General features: G+C 49.1%; 1 protein-coding gene. It reads left to right on the top strand.

Going from position 1 to position 407, the window contains the following annotated elements; all coding sequences use genetic code 11:
* The coding region (locus ACTHSP_RS22325; protein WP_440347053.1) for an FAD:protein FMN transferase at positions 1 to 285 on the top strand (285 nt) is incomplete at its 5' end.
* Between the last annotated feature and the right edge of the window lie 122 nt (positions 286 to 407).

Consider the following 407-nt stretch of genomic DNA (forward strand, 5'->3'; position numbering starts at 1 on the left):
ACCACCATTGCCATGAAAAACCAAGCCTTTGCCACATCGGGCGGCTATGGCACGGTAATGGACGAAGCTGGCAAATTCACCCATCTTTTTGATCCGCGAACAGGTGGAAGCCAACCGCGTTATAAAAGCATGAGCGTCATGGCGGAGAGTGCGGCGGTTGCCGATGCCTTTTCCACCGCATTCTCCATTATGGATGAGTCGGCCATCCGTACTGCGGCTCAAGTTAAAAAGGCACAGGTTTGGCTGGTGATGCCGAATAATGAATTGAAGAAGATTAGAAGTTGAGGAGAAGGGCAGCCTTGCCTGTGATTTTGACTATGTGTATAGGGCAGAGACCTTTGCAAAATTCCTTTCCTTCCAACAGCCGAAATCCAAACAAGGGTTTTCAGCTGTTTTCTCCTCCAATC

Source organism: Neisseria sp. P0001.S005, from assembly GCF_051963715.1.